This is a genomic window from Massilia cellulosiltytica, from assembly GCF_047325105.1.
GTDB lineage: Bacteria > Pseudomonadota > Gammaproteobacteria > Burkholderiales > Burkholderiaceae_D > Telluria > Telluria orientalis.
The window spans coordinates 3,308,633-3,331,652 of sequence record NZ_CP168562.1 but is presented as its reverse complement, the minus strand read 5'-3'; the positions used below and the strand labels follow the sequence as shown (position 1 = coordinate 3,331,652).

Genomic DNA, 23,020 nt, shown 5'->3' with positions numbered 1-23,020 from the left:
GTGGACAATCGTGTATTTTATTGTAACTACGTTGGTAAATACGACACTTTCTGTGTCAATATTTCAACACATTGACCCATCGAAACGTGTCTTGGCGTAACGTGGCAGCGCGTCTGCGAGATGCAGCCAGCGCACTTGCTGGGATGCGAAGGTATGGTCGGCCGGCGGTACCGCGTCCGGATCGTCCAGGCTGCCGGTGGTGACATCGATCTCGTCGGCGGCGCCCGCGCCGTGCCACGTCAACTGCGTGCCGCACTGGCCGCAGAACAGGCGTTCGACGCCGGGGCTCGATGCGTTGCGGGACGGGCTACCGCGGGTCCAGCGCAGCGCGTCGCGGCGCACGCTGAACCACGCGAGCGCGGGCGCACCGCTCGCGCGGCGGCAATCGACGCAGTGGCACAGTGTGGCGTTGAAAGGTTCTCCCGACGCCTCGTAACGCACCGCGCCGCACATGCACCCGCCCTGCAAGCCCATCGCCCTCTCCTGTCGTCGTGTCAGCGCGCCGTGGCCGGCGTCCCGCTGCTTGCCGGTGCCGTCAGCAGCAACGCGGCGAGGCTGATGACGGACGCCGCGCTCAAATACCAGCCTACGGTCTGCAGGCCGTAGTTGGTCGCGAGCCATGTTGCCACGTACGGCGCGAGCGAGGCGCCCAGGATGCCCGCCAGGTTGAACGTCAGCGATGCGCCGGTGTAGCGCACCTCGGGCGGGAACATTTCCGAAAGCAAGGTGCCCAGCGGGCCATAGGTCAGGCCGATCAGGCATTGGCCCAGCACGAGGAACAACGCCACGAGCGTCAGCTGGCCGGAGCCGAACAGGGGGCCGAACAACAGGCCGAACAGTGCGAGACCGACGGACACGAGGATCATCGCCGCGCGCCGGCCGTGGCGGTCGGCGAGCACCGCCGCGATGGGGATCGTGAGGCCGAAGAATACGATGGCGCCCAGCTGCAGCAGCAGGAAGGTCTGGCGCGAATACCCGAGTGCCGACGTGCCCCAGCTCAGCGCGAACACGGTCATCAGGTAGAACACGACGAACGTGGCCAGCGCGGCGAGCGTGCCCAGTACGAGGGCGCGCGTGTGGTTCGCGAACACGGCCGCGACAGGCAGCTTCACACGCTCGTTGCGGTCGAGCACGGCCTGGAAATCGGGCGTTTCCGTGATCTTCAGGCGCACGTACAGGCCGACCAGGACGAGCAGCGCGCTCGCCAGGAACGGGATCCGCCAGCCGTAACGCAGGAAATCGGCATCGGACAGGGTCTGCGACAGCAGCAGGAACACGCCGCTGGACAGGAAGAAGCCGATCGGTGCCCCGAGCTGCGGGAACATGCCGTACCACGCGCGCTTGCCCGGCGGCGCGTTTTCCGTCGCCAGCAGCACGGCCCCGCCCCACTCGCCGCCCAGGCCGAGGCCCTGGCCGAAGCGGCACAGCGCGAGCAGCAGCGGCGCCGCCGTGCCGATGGTGGCATAGGTCGGCAACAGGCCGATGAAGACGGTGGACAGGCCCATGGTCAGCAGCGCGGCCACGAGCGTGGCCTTGCGCCCGACGCGGTCGCCGAAGTGGCCGAACACGGCCGAGCCGACGGGGCGCGCGAAAAAGGCGATGGCGAACGTGGCCAGCGACTGGAGCGTGGCCGCCGCGGCATCCCCGGCCGGGAAGAACAGCTTCGGGAACACGAGCACGGCGGCCGTGGCGTAGATATAAAAGTCGAAGAACTCGATGGTGGTGCCGATGAGGCTGGCGAACAGGACGGTCGCCGGGCGGTTCCGTGGGGTGTGCGTCGCGGTACCGGTCATGCGGCACCGGCCTGCGACAACGCGTCGGCGAGCTCGTTGCTCGCGACCGGGCGCACGACGCGCGCGACTTCCTGGCCATCCTTGAGTACGACGACGGTCGGCCACAGCTTCACCTTGAACGAACGGCCCAGCTTGCGTCCGGGGCCATCCTCGACCTTGATGTGCCGGACGCCGGGGTAAGGTGCGAGCGCGTCGTCGATGTGGCTGGCCGCCGCCTGGCAATAGCCGCACCAGTTCGTGCCGAAGTCGAGGGCGACCACGCCGGGCAGCGCGTCGATGGCGCTGCGCTCGGGCTGCGCCGTGTCATAGGGTTTGCTCATGCATGTCTCCATGTTGTCGATCACGCTAGCCTACAACAAAACATGCCATTGGAGTAAGTCTGGGCCGCTTTTAAGGCGGCCACAACGTGAAACACCGAACGGAATATGGCCGGGACCGGTGGCATCCTGCACTTGTATCGACCAAGGAGGCCATCATGTCCGATAACCTGCAAAACCGCGGCCAGCAGGACCGCTCGCGCATCAACCTGCATGAAAAATGGGAAGTCCAGTACTGGACCAAGGAGCTGGGCGTCACCGAGGAAGAGCTGGCGAAGGCCGTCGAGGAAGCCGGCAGCAGCAGCGCCGAGGCGGTTCGCCAGCACCTGCGCGGCACCCGGCACTGATCCCGTAAGTACTTTGCCCGACGCCCGCCCGGCCCCGCCGGCCGGGCGCTGTTCCCTCGCGCGTGCTCCCGCGCAACCCGTCCTTTCGAAAGGAGCCCGATGACTATCCGCGGCTATTTCTCCAATCTCGACATCAGCTGGACCAATGCGGCCGTGGCACTGACCGCGGCCGTCGTCAGCTTCATTGCCATCCACGGCGCCGTGCGCCTGTTCCGCCGCCGTCTCGACCAGTTCGACGACGAGCGGGCCCATAAACCCATCGTCGACGTCCTGCGCCACACGCTCGCGCGTACCAGCAATCTCGCCATCCTCGCGACCTCGATCCTGATCGGCGTGTCGATGCTCGACCTGCCGCCGCCGTGGAACCAGCGCATCGGCCACCTGTGGTTCATCACGCTCGGCGCGCAACTTGCCCTGTACCTGCACCACGCAATCGCCGTGACGGCGCGGCGCTACTTCCGCGTGCACGGCAAGGGCCTGGAAAACGACCAGGTCACCGTCGCGCACACCTTGATGATCTGGGCGCTGCAATGGAGCGTGTGGACCGTGTTCCTGCTGGCGATGCTGTCCAATCTCGGCATCAACGTGACGACGTTCGTCGCGAGCCTGGGCATCGGCGGCGTGGCCATCGCACTGGCCGTGCAGAACGTCCTCGGCGACCTGTTCGCGTCCCTGGCGATCGCGACCGACAAGCCGTTCGAAGTGGGCGACGCGATTTCGGTGCCCGAATTCTTCGGCACCATCGAGCACGTGGGCCTCAAGACGACCCGGATCCGCGCGCTGTCGGGCGAGCAGATCGTGATCGCCAACGCGGAGCTCCTGCGCAAGACGGTCCACAACTTCAAGCGCCAGAACACGCGGCGCGTGCAGTACACCCTGCGCATCAATCCCTCCACGCCGCACGAGCTGGCGGCGCAGCTGCCGGAGCGGGTGGGCGCCATCATTTCGGCCAAGGACAAGGTGAAACTCGACCACGTCAACCTGACGACGATGGACCAGAACTACCTGGAGTACGACATCGTCTACAACCTGACGGACGCCAACTACGGCCTGTACCTGCAGACCCAGCAAGCCGTGCTGCTGGAGACGATGCAGCTGCTGCGCGACCTGGACATCTCGACGGCGCCGCGCGCGCAGGAACTGCTGGTCCAGCAACCGGCCGCCAACGACGGCGGCGCACGCCGTCCGGACGGTCGGACGACGCCGCAGGCCCGGCCCATGCATTGATCGCCGGAACCGGACGCCGCGTCCCGGCGTCCGGCCCTATCATCGCACCCTCCAACGATCGATCAGGAGGTCACGATGCAGCAACATCAACCCGCGCAACACCAGACGCCACCCGGCCACGAATCCCGACTGACGCCGCCGGCGGACCACGGCGAGACGAGCTATGTGGGCCACGGCCGGCTCAAGGACAAGGCCACCGTCATCACGGGCGGCGACAGCGGCATCGGCCGCGCCGTCGCCCTCGCCTTCGCGCGCGAAGGGGCCGACGTGCTGATTTCCTACCTCGACGAGCATGACGATGCGCGCGAAACCGAACGCCTCGTGCGCGAAGCGGGCCGCAAGGCGGTGCTGGTCCCGGGCGACATCGCCGATCCCGCCCACTGCCGCGCCATCGTCGACCGCGCGGTGCAGGCATTCGGCCGCATCGACGTGCTTGTGAATAATGCGGCGTTCCAGATGACCCGCGTGTCGCTGGAAGAGATCCCGGACGAGGAATGGGACCGCACGTTCGCGGTCAACATCTCGGCCATGTTCCACATCTGCAAGGCGGCCGTGAAGCACATGAAGCCCGGGTCGTCGATCATCAACACGACGTCGGTCAACTCGGACAATCCGAAGCCGACCCTGCTGCCGTATGCGACGACGAAGGGCGCGATCGCCAATTTCACGGCCGGCCTCGCGCAGCTGCTGGCGGAACAAGGGATACGCGTGAATTCCGTCGCGCCGGGGCCGATCTGGACGCCGCTGATCCCGTCGACGATGCCGCCGGACCAGGTGGAAAGCTTCGGCCAGCAGGTGCCGATGAAGCGGCCGGGCCAGCCGGTGGAAGTGGCACCCGTGTACGTGATGCTGGCGTCCGACGAAGCCAGCTACATTTCCGGGGCGCGCATCCCGGTCACGGGCGGCACCCCTATCCTGTGATCACGCATCGTTCGGCGGCGGCAGCGTGATGCCTTCCTGCTGCAGGTCCGGCTCCGGCCGGACGGGCTGTTCATTCTCGGGCGGCTGCGGTGTGTCGGGCGGCGGGCCGCCTTCTTGCTGCATGTCGCCGCCCTCTTCCATGTCTTCCTCGGGCGGCGGCTCTGCGTGACGCGTCACGGGTTCGGGTTTGTGCCCGCCCGGGAACAGCGCGTCGGCGCTGACCTTGCCGCTGTCGAGCGCGGACTTGAAGAAGTCGCCCACGAGCAGGATCGCGCTGTGCCCGCCCTGCCCCCAGTAATTCGACCGCATCGTGACGCGGTTGTCGTTGAATCCCACCCACGCGCCCGCGACGAGGTTCGGGTGCATCATGATGAACCAGCCATCCGCGTTGTTCTGCGTGGTGCCCGTCTTGCCGGCTACGTCGGCCGTGATGCCGAAGCGGTAGCGGATGCCCGTGCCCGTGCCGCGGTTGATCACGCCGCGCATCATGTCGATCAGGGTGATGGCCGACTCCTGCGACAGCACCCGCTGCGGCGTCTGCGACGCGAAATCGGCGATCACCTGGCCGTTGCGGTCCGTGATGCGGCGCACGAACACCGGCTTGCGGTACTCGCCCTGTGCGGCGATCGTCGAATACGCGTTGACCATCTCCAGCAGGGTGACCGGGCTGGAGCCCAGCGCGATCGACGGCACGGGCGCCAGCTTGCTCGTGCGGACGCCCAGGTCCTGCGCCAGCTTGACGACGGGCGCGACGCCGATGTCGCGCACGACCTGCGCCGTGATCGTGTTCTTCGAATAGACGAGGCCATCGCGCATGGTCAGCTGGCGGCCCGTCGTGCCGCTGTTGTCCGTCGGGCGCCACACGGTGCCGTCGTCGAAGCGGATCGTCGTGACGGCGTCCAGGTAGGCGTGCTCCGGCGCGATGCCCTTTTCCAGCGCGGCGGCGTAGACGATCGGCTTGAACGTGGAGCCGGGCTGGCGCGCGGCCTGGGCCACGTGGTCGTATTGCTCCTTCTCGAAGTCGCGGCTGCCCACCCACGCCTTGATCTCGCCCGTCGTCGGGTCCATCGCGAGAAAGCCCGCCTCCAGGCGCGATTTCGACGCCTTCAGCTGGCGCATGAAGTTGCGGTCGGCCTTCAGCTTCTTCAGGACCGCGACCGGATTTTCGCCGCCGTCGACGGCCTTGCGGTAGTCGGACGACTCGCGGATGAACGACTCCAGCAGCTCGCCGTGCGACTGCCAGTAGTATTCGAACGGGTTGACGCCGTCGCGCATGTCGACATAGGTCTGTGTGGACGTCGCGTTGATCGGCCAGGAATGGGCCCAGTCGACGTCCGCGATGGCCTGCAGCGCGCCGGCCTGGCGTTCGACGGCGCGCTGCGCGGCCTGCTGCAGGTCGTAGTCGAGCGTCGTCTGCACGACGAGCCCGTCCTGCTGCAGGTCGGCGTCGTGCTTCTCGGCCCAGTCGACGAGCCAGCGCCGCACATAGGCCGTGAAATGATCGTCCTTGCCGTTGCGCTCCGCCATGCGCGCGAAATGCAGGCGCAGCGGCCGCTTGACCAGCTGGCGGTATTTGGCCTCGTCGAACGCGCCCGCCTTCAGCATCTGTCCCAGCACGACGTTGCGGCGCGCGAGCGAACGTTCGGGGTTCGTGACGGGGTTGTAGTAGGCCGTGCCCTTCAGCATGCCGACGAGCGTGGCCGCTTCCGTCTCGTTCAGCTGGGCGGCCGTCTTGTTGAAGTACGTGTGCGCGGCCGCCTCGATGCCGTACGTGTTGTACAGGAACGGGACGGTGTTCAGGTAGGCTTCGAGGATTTCCGTCTTGCTGTATGTGTTCTCGATCTTGAAGGCGGTGATGAGTTCCTTCAGCTTGCGGTTGATGTTGCGCGCGCGGCCGATCTCGTCGCGGAACAGGTTGCGCGCAAGCTGCTGGGTGATCGTCGAGCCGCCCTGCGCATCGCCCTTCAGGTTGGCGACGAAGGCGCCGGCGATGCGGGTGAAGTCGACGCCGTGGTGGTCATAGAAGCGGTGGTCTTCCGTCGCGATGAGGGCATTGACGACGTTCGGCGACACGGCCGACAGCGGCACCTTCATCTGGATGCCCTGCTCGAAGCTGGCCAGCTGGCGGCCGTCGGCCGAGACGACGACGGTGGGCCGCGCCACGCGGGCCTGCTTGACGTCCTCGATGCCGGGCGTGAGCGGAAACAGCAGCGCGATCCAGACGGCGAACAGCGTCGCGAGCAGCAGCGCGAGCCCGGCGGCGATGTACAGCCAGCGCAGATGCGGCGGTTTGGTCATCAGGTGCCCGTGCGCCCGCGCATAGGCTTCCCTGGCGCGGGCCCCGGCGCGGTCGATCATCCTGCGTTCGCGTCCGTTCCAGCCCTTGCCGTCGTTATGGTCTTCCACTCTCGTTTCTTCCTGTCAGCTAGCTTGTCAATGGCGGCACAAGTATAGCCGACGGCCCGCCGACTTTCGGTTAGCGCACGCTCATACCGTTCGCGTCGTGCGGTATCATGTGGCGCCCCGTGCGCAGCAGCCGCTCGACCTCGGCGCCGGACGCCGCCTGTGCATACACGTGCCCCTGCACCTCGTCGCAGCCGCGCCGGCGCAGGTAGTCCAGTTGCGCTTCCGTTTCCACGCCCTCGGCGATCACGCGCATGCGCAGGCCGCGCGCGAGCTCGATGATGGCCGCGACCATCGCCGCGTCGTCCTCGCTGAACGGGATGTCGCGCACGAAGCTGCGGTCGATCTTGAGCACGTCCACGGGAAAGCGGCGCAGGTACGACAGGCTCGAATAGCCGGTGCCGAAATCGTCGATCGACAGCTGCACGCCCATCTGCTTCAGTTCGCGCATCGTGCGGATCGCACTTTCCACGTCGCCCATCACGAGGCTTTCCGTGATCTCCACTTCGAGGCAGGCGGCGGACAGCCCCGTCTCGTCCAGCACGCGGGCGATCTCGCGCACGAGATTCGGTTCGGCGAACTGGCGCGCGGACAGGTTCACCGCGATGCGCAGGTGACCCAGTCCGGCGTGCTGCCACGCCCGGCTCTGGCGGCACGCGGTGCGCAGCACCCAGGCGCCGATGGGGACGATCAGGCCCGTCTCCTCGGCCAGGTTGATGAAGCGGTCGGGCCGCACCATGCCCATGCTCGGATGGCGCCAGCGGATCAGCGCCTCCAGTCCGACGACGGCGCCGGTCTCCAGGTCGACCTGCGGCTGGTAGTACAGCTCGAATTCGTCGTGCACGAGCGCGCTGCGCAGCGCGCCTTCCAGCGCGAGGCGTTCGCGGGCGCGGGCATTCATCGTCGGCATGTAGAACTGCACCATGTTGCGGCCCAGTTCCTTGGACCGGTACATGGCCACTTCCGCGTGCTGGATCAGGGTGGCGGCGTCGGTGCCGTCGGCCGGGAACGCGGCCAGGCCGGCGCTGCCCGTGAGGACGAGGTCCTGCCCATGCAGCTCGAGCGGGTGGGCGAGCGCGTGCAGCACGGCGTTGACGGTGGCCGCCGCGTCGGACTCGTTGTCGCGGCCCGGCAGCACGAGCACGAATTCGTCGCCGCCCGTGCGGGCCACGGTGTCCGTGCGCCCGACGGCCGCGCTGATGCGCTGTGCGGCGGCCTTCAGCAATTCGTCGCCGGCGTCGTGGCCCAGCGTATCGTTGACGAACTTGAAGTGGTCGAGGTCCAGCGCCGCCACCCACACCGTCGCGCGCCCTGCCGCGAGGTTGATCGCGTTGTCGATGCGGTCGTGCAGCAGCGCGCGGTTGGCGAGGCCCGTCAGCGTGTCGAAGCGGGCGCGCGCCTCCAGCTCGGCCTCGTAGCGCTTGGCCATCGTCACGTCGTACTGCGCCATCACGAAGTGCGTCGTCACGCCGTCCTCGTTGTTGACGGGCGCGATATACACCTCGGCATACATGTCCTCGCGGCCGCGCCGCAGCAGGCGCATCGACACGTGGCCCTCGCGCCGCTCGCGGATGGCGGCGCGCAGTTCGGCCACGCCCGCCTGGTCGGGTTCGCGGTTGCCCATGTCGAGCAGGCCGCGCCCGACCACCTCGGACGCCGTCACGCCGCGCATGCGCTCGAACGCCGGGTTCACGTACTCGATGGGGTAGCCGGGCCGCGTCGCGCTCACGAGGATGATGGCGTTCGCGCTGGCGTCGATGGCGCGCCGGTACAGCCGCAAGGCGTCGAGGGCGTCGTGCAGGTCGGCCGTGCGGGTTTCGACGAGCGCCTCGATGCGGCGCGTGCGCTTGACCCGGCTTTGCACGTAAGCGGACGTGGCGATGCTCACCAGGCAGCCGAGGACGAGCGCGATGAGGGCGCCGGCGCTGCCCGCCATCTCGCTGGAGCGCCCGGTGACGCGCAGCTCCCACGGCATGCCGGCCACTTCGAACGCGTGGCGGTTCGTGAAGACGGCCTCGCCGAGCCACGCGTGCCAGGCGGGGCGGTTGGTGCGGTCGAGCGCATCATGGAGGTACGCGCGTTGCGGGCCGTCCAGGCCGGGGCCGAACAGCTCGATCTTCAACCCGTTACGCACCAGCATATTGGATTTGGCGAGCGTCGTGCCGACCAGCGTGGCGACGTCGATCACCACGGCCGTGTCGCCCAGCGCCGCAGCGCTGCGCGCGGCCGCATTCGCGAGCGACGCCCCGCGCCGGTACACGGGCATCATCAAGAGGAAGCCGAGATGGTCGCCGCGCTGCAGCAACGGCAGCATGAGGCTGGACGCCGGCTGGCCCGTGTCGATGGCGCGCATGAACGTGGACCCCTGCTGGGCGAACGAAAAGGCGTCGTAGCCGAGCGTGACCTCGTTGCCGGCCATCGGCTCGATGTAGTCGACGACGAGGTAGCGCGGGCGCGGCGCCGCGCGCACGAGCGTGACCCTGTTCCCGTTCACGCGGCGTTCGCGGATCTCGAAGCCGGGCCGGAAGCGCTGGTTCTCCGCTTCGAACGCGGCGCGCTCATGGCTCGCCACCATGCGGTGGAACACGACGGCCTGCAGGTACGGGTGGCTGGCCAGCAGCGGCCGGGTGAAGGCGCTGAACTCGTCGCGGCTGGCGACGCCGACGGAGGCAAACAGGGCGTTGGCCGCCCGCAGCACGTCGAGCGCGTCGCCGAAGCTGCGCGTCACGGTGGCGTTGCGGATCTCCGCGCGCTGCAGGAATTCGGAGCGGGCCCGTTCGCGTTCCGCGTTGACCATCCCGACGACCAGCACGGCAGTAAGACCCAGTCCCGCCAGCAGTGTCAGCACCGCGGCAGGAGTCGGGGGCCGCGCGCGGGCGTGGCCGAGGCGCACTTTCCGTGTCAGCATGCCCCATCCTAGCGCATTTGGACATGCGGGCGTGGGTTATTTCTGTGCCGCTTCAGTCTGCCTTCGGCGGCTGTGCCGGCCCCACGTTCGGGGCCGGGATGCGGCCCAGCTGGAGCCGCGCGAGCGTCGGATAAAGAGGCGGACTGATCAGGCGCGCGACGGCAAATGCGATCAGCGCGCACGCCATCAGGCTCAGTACCATGGCGTGGCCGTCCACCATCTCCATCACGATGATGAACGCCGTCAGCGGCGCCTGCGTGGCGGCCGCGAGAAAGCCGACCATGCCCAGCGCGATCAGCGCCGGCACCTGCATGCCGTACAACAGTAGCGCGACGTCGTTGCCGAACGCGGCGCCGATCGCGAGCGACGGCGCGAAGATGCCGGCCGGGGCGCCGGACCATGTCGTCAGCCACGTCGCGAGGAATTTGAAAGGCGCATAGGCGAACGGCATTGCCGCGCTGCCCTCCACCATGGTGCGCGTGGTGGCGTAGCCGGAACCGAACGCGGCGCCGCCCGTCGCGATGCCGATCAGGGCGACCCCGAGGCCGCACGCGGCCGCGAACAGCACGGGCCGGCGCGCGCGCCAGCGGCTGACGCGGTCGGGACTGGCGCCGGACAGCGACGCGATCATCAGGCGCGAGAACAGCCCGCCCGCCAGGCCCGACAGCACGGCGACGAGCAGGCCCGGCAGCAGGAGGTCCATGCCGATGGCGGGCGCGTGGATGACGCCGAAATACGCGCCGTTGCCGTGTGCCGAAACGGCGACGAGGCCCGCCAGCACGATGCCTGCGATGATCAGGCCGCTGGAGCGCTGTTCCGGCGCCCGCGCCAGTTCCTCGATGGCGAACATGACGCCGCCCAGCGGCGTGTTGAACGCAGCGGCGATGCCCGCCGCGCCGCCGGCGACGAGCAGCCCGTGGACCCCGACGGCGCTGCCGGCCGGGATCAGGCGGCGCGCCTGCAGCATGACGCCGGCCGCGATCTGCACGGACGGCCCTTCCCGTCCGAGCGACAGGCCGCCCAGCAGGCCGCCGGCTGTCAGCAGGATCTTGGCCACGGACAGCCGCAGCGAGACGAACAGGCCGCGCTCGGCCTCCCCGACCTTCGTGTCGAGCGTGGCCATCACCTGCGGGATGCCGGAGCCGCTCGCGCCGGGTGCGAAGCGGTGCGTGCACCAGACGACGGCGGCGGTGCACAGCGGGGTCCAGACGAGCGGGCTCCACCACGCGAACGCGCGCAACGCGGCGAACCCGCCATAAGCCGCCTCGGCCAGCCAGGTAAAACCGACGACCGTGAGGCCCGCCGCGGCGGACAGCAGGACGACGATGCCGCGCACGGTCCACAGGCGCCAGTCGCCCAGTTCACGGCGCAGGTCCGGTGCCGTGTTCATGGTTTGACCCGCTTTCGATATGGTTGCCTGGATATCATATTCCGGCGGCCCTTCGGGTTTTCCGCTATCATTCTTGCATGTCCTCGTCTTCCGAAACCAATGCGGCTTCCGAGCCGTCCCCGGCGCCGTCCACCCGCGTGCTGCGCCAGTTCCGCGTCGTCTTCAATTCCGTCAAAACCCATTTCCGCCAGGTCGAGCGCGAAGCGGGCGTCGGCGGCGCCCAGCTGTGGGCACTGTCCGTCATCGACCGCCGTCCCGGCATCGGCGTAACGGACCTGGCGCGCGAGCTGGACATCCACCAGTCCACCGCCAGCAACCTGATCAAGAGCCTCGTCGAGCGCCGCCTCGTGGCCACGAGCCGCGAAGGCACGGACCGTCGCAGCGTGTCGCTGCGCATCCAGCCGGCGGGCGCGGACGTCCTGCGCAGCGCGCCCCTGCCCTTCACCGGCGTGCTGCCGGACGCCCTGTCCGCGCTCGATGCCGACACGCTGGCGCGGCTGGAACACGACCTGTCCAAGCTGATTGCCCTGCTCGAGGCGGATGAAACCAGTGCGAACGTGATGTTGTCGCAAATGTAAAAAAAGAAGCCCGCGGCAAGCCACGGGCTCCAAGAGATACATTGTATCCTCATCGCTGATCGCGAAGGCTGCAACAGCAACCCCGCTCACAGGTACATTGTCACATAAAACGTGTATTGAAGGCAATCACATTTGTGGCAATACATCAGACCTGCGGTACGGCGCAGCGGGAATGCCGGCCCTCCACCGTGCAGGTATTACGTTCCTTGCCGTCGCGGTCGTGGACGATCACGCGCCACGCATCCGGCCCCGTTCTCTCCATCGTCATGAAACCGAAGCCGTCGATCCATGAACTCATCGCCTCAAGCACCGCACCCGGCGCCGGCGTCTGCCCGGCGGGCGGCGTCCTCGGCAGCGGGACGATGTCTTCCGCAGTGCCGGCGAAACCCGCGACGAACTGGGTCGGGTGATCGCTGGTAAAACTCGTCTGCTCCCACAGGTGCACGTGGCCGGACAGCAGGACGGCTATGGTCGCCGGCAGCAGGCGTGGATCGAGCGCGCCGAACACCTGCGTGAGCCCGGCGTCGCCGCCGAACAGCGTGACGGCGCCGGTGCGCGCATCGCGCGACGCGCCGTAGGCGTACAGCGGATGGTGGTCGACGGCGATGTTGTAGCGCTGGCGGCGGGCCAGCTCCGCGACCTTGCGCCACGTGTCCGTGTAGCGGGCGATGGCCGGGTCGCCCGGCTTGAATCCGCGCCAGTTCGTGTTCGCGCTGTCGAACACGATCAGTTGCGCGCCGTCGCCCAAAGGCACCGCATACGGGTCCGCATAGTCTGCCCGTTCGTCCGTCGCCGGGTCGTCGCAGTTCGCGGCCGGGTCGTAGGCGTGGGCGTCGAGGAAGCGCCACCATCCCTGCCCGCCGCGCGCGCACGACTCGTGGTTGCCGCGCGCGATCACCCACGGCGCCGCGGCCAGCAACGTGCGCGCGGGCGCGAAGAAATCCGCGTTCCAGGCGTCCCAGCCATAGCCGTACGGACTGCCCGCGCAGCCGGGACGGTCCGCCGGACATGGGTCTTCGCGATAATGAAAATCGCCCACGTGCACGACGAGGTCCGGCTTCCACGCGGCCGCACTCGCGGCCACACGCGCGAACGGGTACGCCCGTGGGTCGTTACAGTCCTGGAATTCCTTGCCCTTCAGGCGGCAGCCCGTGTCCCCGATCACGACGATGCGTGTCGGCTCCGCCGCCGGCAGCGGCAGCGGCTGGCCCGCCACGCTCACCTGTTTGACGCCGGCCGGAAGCGGGGTCTCGCACGACAGCACCGGGGTCGACACGGCATCCGGATGGAAGCTCGCGCTGAAGTGCTTGCCGCGCAGCGGGATCGGGCCATGCGGGGCGCGCACGGCCATGGTCGCCGTACGGCCGTCGATCGTGATCGCGGGACAGGTGGCAGCGGTGGTGATGGCTCGGGCGATCGGGGCGCCCTCTGCGCCCAGCACGACGAAGGCTGCATTCGGCGGCGGTTCGGACGGCAGGCTCGCGCAGCCTGCCAGGACGGCGGCGGCGGCGAGCGGCCGGAGGATCGGATGGATCATGGATGGTCCGGGCAAAGTCGGCAATCTACCACAGCTGCGCCGCGCCGGTAACGTACGCCGCCCCTGCCCTCCGTCCGGCTATGATCGTCGTATCGATGCGTGACGGAGGACGCGGATGCAGGGCATACCGATGTGGGCGCAGGCCGGGTTCTGGGGACTCGTGGCCGGCGGCGCGCTCGTGCTGGGCGCCGTGGCCGGCTACAAGTTCGACGTGCCGCGCCGGCTGATCGCCGCGATCATGGCCTTCGGCAGCGGCGTCCTGATCTCGGCCCTGTCCTTCGAGCTGATCGCGGAAGCCTACGACCGGGGCGGCTTCGACTCGATGGCGGTCGGCTTCCTCGGCGGCGCGGCCGTCTACACGGCCGCCAACTGGGTGCTGTCGCGCAAGGGCGCGCAGCATCGCAAGCGGTCCGGCGCGCAGCAGCCGTCCGAATCCGAGGACAGCGGCAGCGGCGTCGCCATCGCCGTCGGCGCCCTCCTCGACGGCATCCCCGAATCGATCGTGATCGGCCTGTCGATGCTGGGCGGCGGCGCCGTCAGCACCGTGGCGGTCGGCGCCATATTTCTCTCCAACGTGCCGGAAGGCCTGTCCAGCGCGGCCGGCATGAAGAAGGCGGGCCGCTCGGCGGCCTACGTCTTCGGCATCTGGGGCGGCATCGCCCTCGCCTCCGGCATTGCGTCGCTGGTCGGCTACACGGTGTTCCAGGATTTCTCTCCGGCCGTCATCGCGGCCACCACCGCCGTCGCGGCCGGCGCGATCCTCGCCATGCTGGTCGATACGATGATCCCGGAAGCCTTCGAGGTCGCCCATGACTTCGCGGGCCTCATCACGGTCGCCGGCTTCCTGGCGGCGTTCGCGCTCAGCAAGCTCGGCGGCTGACCCGGTGAGCCTGCACGTTTGAATGCGTGACGCGTCACACGCGTCCGATCCGCATGTTGATGGGCCAGCGCACGGGCCGTTTGCGGTCGGGATCGCCCCACGCCGCCCCGATGTCGTTGGCGAAGGCCATCAACAAGTCCTCCCGACCCGCCTCTTTCGCGCTGCGCACGGCGGACCAGGTCATCACATAGCCCAGGAATTCGAACAGATGCCACTCGACGCGGATGTCCAGCGCCGGCGGCGCGAGTTCCTCGAACGGGAACGCGAGGGTCGCGTAGCCCGAATCAACCAGCTTGCGCTCCGCCGGCCAGTACGGCCCGATCTCGTCCCGATAGAATGCCTGGAAGCGCGCGTCGAGCGCCGGTTCCAGGCTGAGCACGCCGTAGCTGATGAGTGCCACCGTCGCCCCGGGTACGGCGACCCGCCGCACCTCGCCATGGAATGCGGCCAGGTCGAACCAGTGCGCGGCCTGCGCGGCGGTGATGAGGCTCGCGCTCGCATCCGGCAACGGCAGGCGTTCCGCCGGCGCGCAGCGATAATCGATGCGCTCGTTCGGGATCGCGTTCGCGATCTGGTCCGCGCTGGGATCGATCCCGACGACCTTGTCGAAGTAAGGTGCCAGCAGCTGCGTGAGCTGGCCATTGCCGCATCCGACGTCGACGGCGAGACGGTGATCCGGCGCCGCCGCGGCCAGGAACGACGCGAGCCGCTGCGGATACTCGGGCCGGAAACGGGCGTAGGCGCGACCGTCCTGTTCGAACCAGTTACGTGTGATCGACATGCGTATTCTCCTCTTCGAGTTCGGTCCTGGCCGCCATGACGCGCGCCGAAAAGTCTTCGCGCTCGAGCGCTTCGGCCATGGCCACCAGGACTTGCCTGACCGGATAGCCGATGTCCTCTTCGAGCCGGTCGATTGCCGCGAAGGTCGCCGTCCAGTGCCGCTCGAGCCGGCCGACGAGGGCGATGCCCGCTGCCGTCAAGCGGATGCCGCTCTTGCGCCCGTCGTCGAGCGCGTGGCGGGACACGAGCCCGTCCGCTTCGAGCAGCGCCACGGTCTGGCTGATCGCGCCCTGCGTCAGGCGGGTACGCCCGGTGATGTCCGTCACCGTCTGCGCGCCGGCCCGCAGGGCCCGCAGCACGGGCGTGTACCTGGCCCGGTAATTCAAGCTAAGTGCCCGGTACTGCGCGTCCGCGCCCTGCTCGATCAGTTCGCTGACGTAGCGGAGCAGTTCGCCGAGTCCGGGATTCTGTCTGGTATCCATGGGTGGAATATACATTAGCGCTAATGGATTTGCAAATCCATTGATTGTTCAAAACCAATAACGTACACTGACCAGCGCTGTTATCGATAACGACATCATCACGGAGACATCATGAAACGACGCCAGGTCCTGGCCGGGTTGGCCGCCACCGTGCCGGGCTTTGCCGCAAGCGCCCTCCTGCCGCGGTCCGCGCTGGCGGCGAACGCCCCCGGCCCTTTCAAGCCGGACTGGGATTCGCTGGCCGCGTACCGCACGCCGGACTGGTTCCGGAATGCGAAGTTCGGCATCTGGGCCCACTGGGGTCCGCAGTGCGAGCCGGAATTCGGCGACTGGTACGCGCGCAATATGTACAAGGAAGGCAGCGGCGCGTACCGCCACCACCTGCAGGAATACGGCCACCCGTCGAAGTTCGGCTTCAAGGACGTGATCCGGCAATGGCAGGCGGCGCAATGGGACCCGGACGCCCTGCTCGCCCTCTACCGCAAGGCGGGCGCCCGCTACTTCGTCGCGCTCGCGAACCACCACGACAATTTCGACCTGTACGACAGCCGCTTCCAGCCCGACTGGAATTCGACACGCATCGGGCCGAAGAAGGACCTGATCGCCGGCTGGGCGAAGGCGGCGCGCGCGCAGGGCCTGCGCTTCGGCGTCAGCGTCCACGCGGCCCACGCGTGGACCTGGTACGAAGTGGCCCAGGGCGCGGACAAGGCGGGGCCATACGCCGGCGTCCCGTACGACGGCGTGCTCACCGCGGCCGCCGGCAAGGGCCAGTGGTGGGAAGGCCTGGATCCGCAGGCGTTGTACGCGCAGGCGCATCCGCTCAGCCGCAAGACCACGAAGCCGGCCGAATGGGGTGCGCAGTGGGACTGGGGCGGCGGGGCCACGCTGCCGTCGCGGCGCTACGTCGACAACTTCCATGACCGCACCATCGACCTGATCGACAAGTACGACCCGGACCTGGTCTACTTCGACGACACCGCCCTGCCCTTCTGGCCGTTCAGCGACGCGGGCCTGCGCATCGCCGCGCACATGTACAACCGCAGCATCGCCACGCGCGGCCGGCTGGAAGCGGTCATCAACGGCAAGATGCTCGACGAACGCCAGCGCCGTTCCCTCGTGTGGGACATCGAGCGCGGCCAGAGCAACGCGATCGAACCGCTGCCCTGGCAGACGTGCACCTGCATCGGCGGCTGGCATTATTCGCGCCCGGGCTATGAGCGCAACGAGTACAAGAGCGCGCAGACGGTCGTGCACATGCTGGTCGACATCGTCAGCAAGAACGGCAATCTCCTGCTCAGCGTGCCCGTGCGGGGCAACGGCACCATCGACGAAAAGGAACAGGCGATCGTCGAGGAGATCGGCCGCTGGATGGCCGTGCACGGCGAAGCGATTTACGACACGCGGCCATGGGCCGTGTTCGGCGAAGGTCCCGCGCAGCACCGGACGGCGCCGCTGACGGACCAGGGCATGAACGAGGGGAAGAGCGCGCCGCTCACGGCCGCCGACATCCGCTTCACGGCGAAAGGCGATGCCGTCCATGCGTTCGTGATGGGCTGGCCCGCCGGGCGCGAGCTCGGGATCGCCGCAATGGGCACGGCGGCCGGGCACCTGAAGAAGCCGGTCGCGCGGGTCGAACTCGTCGGCAGCGGCGCGCCGCTCGCGTTCCGCCAGGCGGCGGACGGGTTGAAAGTGACGCTGCCCGCCGCGGCACCCGCCCTGCCGTATGCGTTTGCCTTGAAAGTGCTTACTTGACGCGCTGCTTTTCCAGCTTGCGCGCCAATGTGCGGCGGTGCATGCCGAGCCGGCGCGCTGCTTCCGAAATATTGAAGTCCGTCTCGGCCAGCACGGCGTGGATGCGCTCCCATTCCAGCGTCTTGATCGACGTGGTGCGGTTCGTCAGTTCCAGCTCCGTGTTGCCGGCGACGTGGCCGAAGGCGGCCTCGATGTCGTCCGTGTTCGACGGCTTCGCGAGATACTGCCGCGCACCGAGCTTGATCGCCTCGACGGCCGTGCCGATGCTGGCAAAGCCCGTCAGCACGACGATCTGCATGTCCGGGTCGTGCGCATGCAGCATCTGCACGCACGCGAGGCCGGAGCTGTTGCCCTTCAGCTTGAGGTCGACGACGGCATAGTCCGGCGAATGTTCCTTCAGCAGTTCCTGCGCTTCGTCGAGGCCCGGCGCCTGCAGCACCCGGTAGCCGCGCCGTTCGAACGATCGGCCGAGGGTGCGCGCGAACGCGTCGTCGTCCTCGATGATCAAGAGCAGGCGGTCTTCTTCGTTGTCGTCTTCAATGGACATGTACGGGTTCCTTGTCGAGCGCGATCGCGGACAGCGGCAATGTCAGCGTGACGGCGGCGCCGCCTTCCGGCCGATTCACGGCCTGCACGGTGCCGCCCAGGGTGCGGGCCACGTTCACGACGAGGAACAGGCCCAGGCCGCCGCCGGGACGGCCCTTGCTGGACTGGTAAGGCTTGCCGAACTGCGCCAGCATCGCCGGCGCGAAGCCGGGGCCGCGATCGAGCACGGTCAGCACGAGCGTGCCGTCGGCGACGCCCGCCTCCACGCCGACCCAGTCGGGCGAGGCTTCGAGCGCGTTGTCCAGCACGTTGTCGATCGTTTGTTTCAGGGCGGAGTCGAAGGCGACCGGCAGGTCGTGTTCGATCCGGTTGCGGTAGTCGAAGTCGCGCACGGGGCGGCTGTGCTGCCAGTCCGCGACGAGCTTGTCGAGGAAGCCGCGGATGGTCGTGCGCGCGGCCGATTCCCCGCGCGTCTCGCCGGCCGACAGCAGGATGCCGCTGACGATGGATTTGCAGCGCTTCAGCTGCGTCTCCATCTCCGTGATCTCTTCCAGCAGGTCGGGGTTCGCCTTGAATTCGCGCATGCGCTTCCAGTCGCCCAGGATCACGGACAACGTGGCGAGCGGCGTGCCCAGTTCGTGCGCGGCGCCGGACGCGAGGAGGCCCATGCGCACGATGTGGTCTTCCTCGGCCGCGCGCTGTCTCAGGTCCGCCAGCTGGGCCGCTTTCGCTTTCAGCGTGTTCGTGATGCGCGAGATGAACACGACGAGCAGCGCTGCGTTCAGCGTGAAGCAGATCAGCATGCCCTGCACGTACAGGCTGGAGATGCCGCGCGCGTGATCGAACGGCAGCGCGAGCGGTTTCGCGAACACGGACAGGCCGGCCAGGCACGCGAGCGTGATGGCGACGATGGTCCACGTCGACCACGCTTCCAGCAGCACGGCCGACAGGATCACCTGCAGCAGGTACAGGAACGCGAACGGATTCGTCGTCCCGCCGGCCAGGTACAGCTGCATCGTGAGGCTGGCCACGTCGACGAGCAGCGCGAGGAACAGCTCGTTGTTCGTGACGGGGCGGTGTTCGTGCCAGCGCAAGTGGCTGGCGATGTTGAAGGCGATGAGGCACGCGAGCACCTCGAGCATCTGCACGAGCGGCAGGCGCACGTCGAAGACGAGGATCGCGCCGGCGATGGTCGTGATCTGGCCGATGACGGCGATCCAGCGCAGCTCGATCAGCTGCAGCATGTTCTTGTGGCCGGCGACGTATTCGACGGCGGCGGCGTTGTCCGCGCCCCGTTCGAACATGCGTTTCAGCAGGTCAGTCGTGTCGTTCATCATTCTCGCTGTCGTTGCCGCGGCGGGCGACCCACCACCAGGCGGCGGCCACCATCAAGGCGAGAGCATACCAAGTGAACGCGTACACGAGGTGACTATTCGGAAATTTGACGACGGTGAGGCCGCCGACGGGCTGGTCGGGGCTGTCCGGCGGGTTCTGCCTGGCGGCGGCGTCGACGAAGAACGGCGCGGGGTGAAATCCAGCGAGCCCGCGCGCCGCTGCGATCGCGGCCACGTCGCGGGTGTACCAGCGGTTCTGCGCCGGGTCGTTCGTGCGCGTGAACGCGCCATTCCGTTCGCTCGTCCGCAGGAGACCCGTGACGTCGGCCGCCGGCCCCGCGTTCGCGCACGGATTTCCCGTGACGCGTTGCGGCGTGTAGCGCGTGCGTGCGCCCAGTTCGGCGGGAATGAAGCCGCGGTTGACGAGGACGATGGTCCCATCCGCCGTGCACATGGGCGTGAGCAGCCAGTAGCCGCTGCCGGATTCGGTCAGCGCCTGGACGGGGGTGGTGAGATCGTAGAGATAAGTACCGTGCAGTGTCACGCGGCGGTACTCGTCGGATTCGGGGGTGATGCCGGCCCAGCGTGTGCGCGATGGCACCGGCGCCGGGGCGGCGTGCACGCGTGCTTCCACGCGTGCGATGAGGTCCAGTTTCCATTGCAGGCGATAGACCTGCCAGGTGCCCAGACCCGCGAAGAGGACGATCAGCAGCAGCGCCAACACTGCCAGCAACAGGGAGAACCCCCGGCGCCGGCCCGCCGGCGCTGCGCGATCGTCCCTCGCCATTACTGCATGTCGTGCATGCCGTGTACCGAACTGCCGTCATTGCCCATGTTGGGCATCATGTTGGCGTTCATGTGGTACATGACCCAGACAGAACCGGTCAGGACGATGAACAGCAGGATGGCCGTGAGGATCAGCGCCATCATGTTCCAGCCGCCTTCCGACTTCGAGTTCATGTGCAGGAAGTAGACCATGTGCACGACGACCTGGACCGCGGCGAAGCCGAGGATCACGAACTTCGTGGTGCCCGGTGCCAGCTGGTGGGTCATCACCAGCCAGAACGGGATCGCCGTCAGGATCACGGACAGGATGAAACCGATCGTGTAATCCTTGAAGCTGCCGTGGGCGTGCAGGTGGTCGTCGTCGTGGTGACCATGACCGTGGCCATGATCGTGATGATGCAGATCGCTCATGGCAGTACTCCCATCAGGTAAACATAGGTGAACACGCCGATCCAGATGACGTCCAGGAAGTGCCAGAACATCGACAGGCAGGCGAGGCGGCGGTAGTTGGCACCGTTGATGCCGTGCTTACCGACCTGGAACATCAGCGTGACGAGCCAGACGATACCGAAGGTCACGTGCAGGCCGTGCGTGCCGACCAGCGAGAAGAACGCGGTCAGGAAGCCCGAGCGCCACGGGCCGAAGCCTTCGTGGATCAGGTGCGCGAACTCGTCCAGTTCGAGGTACAGGAAGCAGGCGCCCAGCACGCCGGTGACGGCGAGCCAGAGGAGCGTGCCTTTGACGTTCTTCTTCTGCGCGGTCAGCATGGCGAAGCCATACGTGATCGACGAGAACAGCAGGAACGCCGTGTTCAGTGCGACGGTCGGCAGCTCGAAGATCTCGGCGCCCGACGGGCCGCCCGCGTAGTTGCGGCCCAGGACCGCATAGGTCGCGAACAGGCAGGCGAAGATGAGGCAGTCGCTCATCAGGTAGATCCAGAAGCCCAGCAGCGTGCCGTTCTCCGGATGGTGCTCGCGCACGTAATAGCGCGAGCTCGGGTCGGCGCTCGCGGCGCCGGCGTGGGTTACGTTAATCTCAGACATGGGCTTCCAGCAAACGGGTGCGTTCTTCTTCCGTACGGGTCACTTCGTCCGCCGGGATGTAGAAGTCGCGTTTGTAATCGAAGGTGTGGTAGATGGCGACGGCGAGCATGGCGAAGAACGTCACGCCGACCAGCAGCCACATGTGCCAGATGATGCCGAACGCCATCACGAACGTGATGCCCGGGATGACCGGACCGGCCCAGGTGTTCTTCGGCATGTGGATCGCCACGAAGTCCTTCAGCGGACGCAGGTAGCCGTTCTTCTTCATGTCGGCCCACGAATCGTTGTCGTGCACGACCGGGGTGAACGCGAAGTTGTAGTCCGGCGGCGGCGACGACGTCGACCATTCCAGCGTACGGCCGCCCCACGGGTCGCCCGTCACGTCGGCCAGTTCCTTGCGGTTCAGGATCGACACGACGATCTGCATCAGCAGGCAGCCGATACCGGCGGCGATCATCAGGGTGCCCAGCAGCGAGATATTGAACAGCCAGTGGATCGACGGATCGTCGAAGTGGCTCATGCGACGGGTCACGCCCATGAAGCCCAGGATGTACGGCGGGGTGAACGCGACCCAGAAGCCGATCGACCACAGCCAGAACGAGTACACGCCCCATTTACGGTCCAGCTTGAAGCCGAACATCTTCGGCCACCAGTAGTTCACGCCCGCGAACAGGCCGAACAGCACGCCGCCGATGATGACGTTGTGGAAGTGGGCGATCAGGAACAGCGAGTTGTGCAGCACGAAGTCGGCCGACGGCACCGCCAGCATCACGCCGGTCATGCCGCCGATGATGAAGGTGATCATGAACGACACGGTCCACATCATCGGCAGTTCATAGCGGATGCGGCCCTTGTACATGGTGAACAGCCAGTTGAAGATCTTCGCGCCCGTCGGGATCGAGATGATCATCGTGGTGATGCCGAAGAACGAGTTCACGCTCGCGCCCGAACCCATCGTGAAGAAGTGGTGCAGCCACACGAGGTACGAGAGGACCATGATCACGACCGTCGCGTACACCATCGAGGTGTAGCCGAACAGGCGCTTGTTGCAGAACGTCGCGACGACTTCCGAGTAGATGCCGAAGGCCGGCAGCACCAGGATGTAGACCTCGGGGTGGCCCCAGATCCAGATCAGGTTCACGTACATCATGGCGTTGCCGCCCAGTTCGTTCGTGAAGAAGTGCGTGTCGAACAGGCGGTCCAGGCCGAGCATGGCCAGGGTCGCGGTCAGGATCGGGAAGGCCATCACGATCAGGATGTTGGTGCACAGGGCGGTCCAGGTGAACACCGGCATCTTCATCAGGTCCATGCCCGGGGCGCGCATCTTGATGATGGTGACGACCAGGTTCACGCCTGACAGCAATGTGCCGACACCCGCCACCTGCAATGACCAGATGTAGTAGTCGACGCCCACGTCCGGACTCGCCAGGATGCCGGACAGCGGCGGGTACGCCAGCCAGCCGGTACGGGCGAATTCGCCGACGAACAGCGACGCCATCACGAGGATCGCGCCCGCGGTCGTCATCCAGAACGAGAAGTTGTTCAGGAACGGGAAGGCCACGTCACGGGCGCCGATCTGCAGCGGCACGACGTAGTTCATCAGGCCCGTCACGAACGGCATCGCCACGAAGAAGATCATGATCACGCCGTGGGCGGTGAAGACCTGGTCGTAGTGGTGCGGCGGCAGGAAGCCGTGCGAATCGCCGAACGAGAACGCCTGCTGGGCGCGCATCATCAGCGCGTCCGCGAAGCCGCGCAGGAACATGATCAGACCGAGGATCATGTACATGATGCCGATCTTCTTGTGGTCGATGCTGGTGAACCACTCGTTCCAGAGATAGCCCCACAGCTTGAACTTGGTGAGCGCGGCCAGGAGGACGATACCGCCCAGCGCCACCATGATAAAGGTACCGATCAGGATCGGCTCGTGGTAGGGAATCGCTTCCCAGCTGAGCCGACCGAAGATCAACTTCGCTAAGTCAAATTGCTCGTGCAT

21 protein-coding genes are annotated in these 23,020 nt (G+C 67.3%); 6 read left to right on the top strand and 15 right to left on the bottom strand.

Features of this window, described 5'->3' with window-relative positions:
• Positions 1-63: 63 nt before the first annotated feature.
• The 3 genes from ACEN9H_RS14545 to ACEN9H_RS14535 are packed head-to-tail and all read right to left on the bottom strand — an operon-like array spanning position 64 to position 2,113.
• Complete coding sequence (locus ACEN9H_RS14545; protein WP_413675334.1) at positions 64-474, bottom strand: GFA family protein; 411 nt, start codon at positions 472-474, stop codon at positions 64-66.
• Positions 475-494: 20 nt separating this feature from the next.
• Positions 495-1,793, bottom strand: a complete 1,299-nt coding sequence (locus ACEN9H_RS14540; protein WP_413675333.1) for an MFS transporter — start codon at positions 1,791-1,793, stop codon at positions 495-497.
• The gene (locus ACEN9H_RS14535; protein ID WP_413675332.1) at positions 1,790-2,113 is read right to left on the bottom strand and encodes a thioredoxin family protein; all 324 of its coding nucleotides are present in this window, start codon (positions 2,111-2,113) and stop codon (positions 1,790-1,792) included. Before ACEN9H_RS14535 ends, ACEN9H_RS14540 begins: the two co-directional genes overlap by 4 nt.
• 155 nt (positions 2,114-2,268) lie before the next feature.
• Between ACEN9H_RS14535 and ACEN9H_RS14530 the strand changes: the two genes are divergently transcribed.
• From ACEN9H_RS14530 to ACEN9H_RS14520, 3 genes are all read left to right on the top strand, one after another.
• Entirely contained in the window at positions 2,269-2,457 is a 189-nt protein-coding gene (locus tag ACEN9H_RS14530) for a DUF3606 domain-containing protein (RefSeq protein WP_056132828.1), read from the top strand.
• A gap of 99 nt (positions 2,458-2,556) precedes the next feature.
• Positions 2,557-3,684 carry a mechanosensitive ion channel family protein gene (locus ACEN9H_RS14525; protein ID WP_413675331.1) on the top strand — a complete coding sequence of 376 codons (1,128 nt, stop codon included), beginning with the start codon at positions 2,557-2,559 and terminating at the stop codon, positions 3,682-3,684.
• Positions 3,685-3,759: 75 nt separating this feature from the next.
• On the top strand, positions 3,760-4,605 hold the full coding sequence (locus ACEN9H_RS14520) for an SDR family oxidoreductase (RefSeq protein WP_413675330.1): 846 nt from the start codon (positions 3,760-3,762) through the stop codon (positions 4,603-4,605).
• Here the strand turns inward: ACEN9H_RS14520 and ACEN9H_RS14515 are convergent, their stop codons facing one another.
• The 3 genes from ACEN9H_RS14515 to ACEN9H_RS14505 all read right to left on the bottom strand — a co-directional run bounded on the left by ACEN9H_RS14515 (position 4,606) and on the right by ACEN9H_RS14505 (position 11,306).
• Entirely contained in the window at positions 4,606-7,011 is a 2,406-nt protein-coding gene (locus tag ACEN9H_RS14515) for a penicillin-binding protein 1A (protein WP_413675329.1), read from the bottom strand. It lies immediately after the preceding gene.
• Between the two features lie 70 nt (positions 7,012-7,081).
• A complete protein-coding gene (locus ACEN9H_RS14510) occupies positions 7,082-9,916 on the bottom strand; it encodes an EAL domain-containing protein (protein WP_413675328.1) in 2,835 nt (944 codons plus the stop codon).
• A gap of 52 nt (positions 9,917-9,968) precedes the next feature.
• Positions 9,969-11,306: a chloride channel protein gene (locus tag ACEN9H_RS14505; RefSeq protein WP_413675327.1), complete on the bottom strand. Its 1,338-nt coding sequence runs from the start codon at positions 11,304-11,306 to the stop codon at positions 9,969-9,971.
• Positions 11,307-11,383: 77 nt separating this feature from the next.
• On the opposite strand from ACEN9H_RS14505, the gene ACEN9H_RS14500 reads away from it, so the two are divergent.
• Positions 11,384-11,884 carry a MarR family winged helix-turn-helix transcriptional regulator gene (locus tag ACEN9H_RS14500; protein WP_413675326.1) on the top strand — a complete coding sequence of 167 codons (501 nt, stop codon included), beginning with the start codon at positions 11,384-11,386 and terminating at the stop codon, positions 11,882-11,884.
• A gap of 145 nt (positions 11,885-12,029) precedes the next feature.
• Here the strand turns inward: ACEN9H_RS14500 and ACEN9H_RS14495 are convergent, their stop codons facing one another.
• Positions 12,030-13,421 carry a metallophosphoesterase family protein gene (locus ACEN9H_RS14495; RefSeq protein ID WP_413675325.1) on the bottom strand — a complete coding sequence of 464 codons (1,392 nt, stop codon included), beginning with the start codon at positions 13,419-13,421 and terminating at the stop codon, positions 12,030-12,032.
• Positions 13,422-13,536: 115 nt separating this feature from the next.
• Here ACEN9H_RS14495 and ACEN9H_RS14490 point away from each other — a divergent pair, with 115 nt between their 5' ends.
• A complete protein-coding gene (locus ACEN9H_RS14490; RefSeq protein ID WP_413675324.1) occupies positions 13,537-14,301 on the top strand; it encodes a ZIP family metal transporter in 765 nt (254 codons plus the stop codon).
• Positions 14,302-14,335: 34 nt separating this feature from the next.
• Here the strand turns inward: ACEN9H_RS14490 and ACEN9H_RS14485 are convergent, their stop codons facing one another.
• Together ACEN9H_RS14485 and ACEN9H_RS14480 are read right to left on the bottom strand one after the other, a co-directional pair.
• On the bottom strand, positions 14,336-15,082 hold the full coding sequence (locus tag ACEN9H_RS14485; RefSeq protein WP_413675323.1) for a class I SAM-dependent methyltransferase: 747 nt from the start codon (positions 15,080-15,082) through the stop codon (positions 14,336-14,338).
• Complete coding sequence (locus ACEN9H_RS14480; RefSeq protein ID WP_413675322.1) at positions 15,066-15,563, bottom strand: MarR family winged helix-turn-helix transcriptional regulator; 498 nt, start codon at positions 15,561-15,563, stop codon at positions 15,066-15,068. Before ACEN9H_RS14480 ends, ACEN9H_RS14485 begins: the two co-directional genes overlap by 17 nt.
• Before the next feature lie 111 nt (positions 15,564-15,674).
• Between ACEN9H_RS14480 and ACEN9H_RS14475 the strand changes: the two genes are divergently transcribed.
• Positions 15,675-17,315: an alpha-L-fucosidase gene (locus tag ACEN9H_RS14475; protein ID WP_413675321.1), complete on the top strand. Its 1,641-nt coding sequence runs from the start codon at positions 15,675-15,677 to the stop codon at positions 17,313-17,315.
• Here the strand turns inward: ACEN9H_RS14475 and ACEN9H_RS14470 are convergent.
• Genes ACEN9H_RS14470 through cyoB form a run of 6 tightly spaced genes read right to left on the bottom strand, consistent with a single transcriptional unit; the run spans position 17,308 to position 23,020 of the window.
• Positions 17,308-17,862 carry a response regulator transcription factor gene (locus ACEN9H_RS14470; RefSeq protein WP_056132867.1) on the bottom strand — a complete coding sequence of 185 codons (555 nt, stop codon included), beginning with the start codon at positions 17,860-17,862 and terminating at the stop codon, positions 17,308-17,310. The two genes, ACEN9H_RS14475 and ACEN9H_RS14470, sit on opposite strands and share 8 nt — an antisense overlap.
• Complete coding sequence (locus tag ACEN9H_RS14465) at positions 17,852-19,165, bottom strand: ATP-binding protein (protein ID WP_413675583.1); 1,314 nt, start codon at positions 19,163-19,165, stop codon at positions 17,852-17,854. The genes ACEN9H_RS14470 and ACEN9H_RS14465 overlap by 11 nt, the downstream gene beginning before the upstream one ends.
• Before the next feature lie 13 nt (positions 19,166-19,178).
• The gene (locus ACEN9H_RS14460) at positions 19,179-19,982 is read right to left on the bottom strand and encodes an SURF1 family protein (RefSeq protein WP_413675320.1); all 804 of its coding nucleotides are present in this window, start codon (positions 19,980-19,982) and stop codon (positions 19,179-19,181) included.
• Positions 19,982-20,392 carry a cytochrome o ubiquinol oxidase subunit IV gene (cyoD, locus tag ACEN9H_RS14455; RefSeq protein WP_056132873.1) on the bottom strand — a complete coding sequence of 137 codons (411 nt, stop codon included), beginning with the start codon at positions 20,390-20,392 and terminating at the stop codon, positions 19,982-19,984. Before cyoD ends, ACEN9H_RS14460 begins: the two co-directional genes overlap by 1 nt.
• The gene (gene cyoC, locus ACEN9H_RS14450; protein ID WP_056132877.1) at positions 20,389-21,024 is read right to left on the bottom strand and encodes a cytochrome o ubiquinol oxidase subunit III; all 636 of its coding nucleotides are present in this window, start codon (positions 21,022-21,024) and stop codon (positions 20,389-20,391) included. Before cyoC ends, cyoD begins: the two co-directional genes overlap by 4 nt.
• Positions 21,017-23,020 carry a cytochrome o ubiquinol oxidase subunit I gene (cyoB, locus tag ACEN9H_RS14445; protein WP_413675319.1) on the bottom strand — a complete coding sequence of 668 codons (2,004 nt, stop codon included), beginning with the start codon at positions 23,018-23,020 and terminating at the stop codon, positions 21,017-21,019. The genes cyoC and cyoB overlap by 8 nt, the downstream gene beginning before the upstream one ends.